Annotated in this window: 3 protein-coding genes; 2 read left to right on the top strand and 1 reads right to left on the bottom strand. The window is 52.8% G+C overall.

Going from position 1 to position 2,423, the window contains the following annotated elements:
• The coding region (gene coaBC, locus KDK14_RS20335) for a bifunctional phosphopantothenoylcysteine decarboxylase/phosphopantothenate--cysteine ligase CoaBC (RefSeq protein ID WP_257267063.1) at nt 1–637 on the bottom strand (637 nt) is incomplete at its 3' end.
• Nucleotides 638–791: 154 nt separating this feature from the next.
• Between coaBC and radC the strand changes: the two genes are divergently transcribed.
• Both radC and KDK14_RS20345 read left to right on the top strand, forming a co-directional pair.
• Nucleotides 792–1,439, top strand: a complete 648-nt coding sequence (gene radC, locus KDK14_RS20340) for a DNA repair protein RadC (protein ID WP_257267064.1) — start codon at nt 792–794, stop codon at nt 1,437–1,439.
• 89 nt (nt 1,440–1,528) lie between these two features.
• A partial coding sequence (locus tag KDK14_RS20345) for an alpha-amylase family glycosyl hydrolase (protein ID WP_257267065.1) occupies nt 1,529–2,423 on the top strand: 895 nt, incomplete at its 3' end.

The following is a 2,423-nucleotide window of genomic DNA, read 5'->3' on the forward strand; positions in this document are numbered from 1 at the left end:
AACTGTGGTTGGAAATATACCGGACCGGATCAATATCTTCCCGGGTGCCACCCGCCGTGATCATGACATTGAGACCGGTGAGAATATCATGGCTGAACAGCGCTGAGGTCTTTTCCACAATCAACTCCGGGTCCAGCATCCTGCCAGGCCCCACATCGCCACAGGCCTGGCTGCCGTCACCGGGGCCAAACAGTTGGATATTGCGCTCCAGCAACTTTTGGCAATTCTGTTGGGTGACACTATCACGCCACATCCCCTGGTTCATGGCCGGTGCCAGGCAGATAGGCGAACTGGTGGCCAGGCACAGGGTGGTTAACAGATCATCGGCATGGCCACCGGCCAGTCGGGCAATACAGTCCGCAGTGGCAGGGGCAATCAGCACCACATCTGCCCAGCGGGCCAGTTCGATGTGACCCATGGCCGCTTCCGCCCCGGGATCGAGCAGATCCAGATGCACCGGGTTGTGGGACAGCGCCTGCAAGGTTAACGGGGTAATAAACTCGCAGGCAGCACTGGTCATAACCACACGGACATCCGCCCCCAGTTTGGTCAGCAGACGAATCAGCTCGGCACTCTTATAGGCAGCAATACCGCCGGTAACACCAAGAACAATGCGTTTGTTGCTTAGCTGTTGCATGGGTTGGAAATTTCCTTAGGGAATTAAACCGGAATTTGCTTGTCTGATTAGTCATTAATCGAAAAAAACACTATGGGCTACTCACTAAAAATCCGCTCCATCATAACAGTGAATAGCTGACCGTATCACTATCATATAAGGCTGGAGTCATCATTTGCTGCCGAGAGAAAAAATACTGGCTATGGGTCCTTCAGCACTGACTGAAGCGGAGCTATTGGCGCTGTTGTTAAGAACGGGTTGCCAGGGTATGAACGTGATGGAACTGGCCAGCCACCTGCTGGAACAGTTCGGTGGTCTGGAAAAACTGCTGACCACCCGCCAGCAGAACCTTATGTCCATCAAGGGCCTTGGGCCTGCCAAAGCCACTCAGCTCAGTGCCACCCTGGAGCTGTGTCGCAGGGTGCTCCGTGAAAAGGTAGCCAATTCAGACGTTATCTCAAGCCCGGAGTCCACCCGGGAATATCTGCAGCTGCACTTCCAGGGGCTACAGCGTGAGCAGTTTGCCTGTCTCTTTCTGGATACCCGACACCGGGTTATTGCCCTTGAAACCCTCTTTCAGGGCACCCTGAACGCGGCCACCGTTCATCCCAGGGAGGTGGTGAAGCAGGCGCTGGCGTTGAATGCGGCGTCACTGATTCTCTGCCATAATCACCCATCGGGTGATCCTGAGCCCAGTCAGGCGGACATTCGCATTACCCAGCGTTTAAAGGAAGCCTTGCAACTGGTGGACATTCAGGTGCTGGATCATATGATCGTGGGACAGGGCGAGATACTATCCATGGCGGAACGTGGTCTGGTTTAGCACCCGGATGTCTCATTCCCTGAAATATCAATGCTTGAGCAGTGACAACGGACTAATTTCATTGAGTCACTCAATTTGGCGAGCGTATTATGAAAGCACCATTTTTTTACCACGGGCAGGATCAGCGATGGGTTGTCCCATCTGACACAGCTCTCACGGTTTACCTGGTTACTGAGTCGGATTTCCAGCCAGAAGCGTTGTATGTCCGCTGCGAACCAGACAATGAAGAACTACTCATTCCGATGGCGCGGTCCCGGGACTCCGGGCGGCTGACAAACTGGCAAGCCACGATTCCCATTAGCCAGGATAAAGCAACAACGGTTTATTGTTTCAAAGCGATCACCACAGAGAGTCAGTGGTGGCTCCATGGTGCAGGTTTAGCAAGACGCATGCCTGGTCAGGAAACACTGTTTCGGTTCAATGCAGAATATCAGCCACCAGAGTGGGTACAACATCAGGTCTTTTATCAAATTTTTCCCGACCGTTTTGCCAACGCCAATCCCCGGATCAGTGTCACCACCAATGAGTACTGTCTGCTGGGTGAGCAAATGCCAACTATCGCCAAAACCTGGGGAGCGCCTGTTTCAGAACATGGAAAACAGGGTGCCAGTGAGTTCTTTGGTGGCGATCTCGAAGGTATCCGTAACAAGCTCGATTACCTCCAATCCCTGGGAATCACTGCACTCTATCTGAATCCGATCTTTACTGCTCCTGGCAATCACAAGTACGACACCACAGACTACCTTAATATTGATCCTCACCTTGGCACCAATGAGGAGTTTGCCGAGCTGGTAAACGATCTTCATCAGCGGGGCATGAAGATTGTGCTGGACGCGGTATTCAATCACACCTCCCTCAATCATCCATGGTTTGACCGTTTTCACAAACGGGGTGATGGAGCCTGGCAAAATCCCGGGTCCCCCTATCGTGACTATTACCAGTTTGATGGTGACTCCGACCACTACATTGGCTGGAAGGGCATTC

Origin of the sequence: Endozoicomonas sp. ONNA2 (assembly GCF_024606365.1) — a bacterium.
GTDB lineage: Bacteria > Pseudomonadota > Gammaproteobacteria > Pseudomonadales > Endozoicomonadaceae > Endozoicomonas.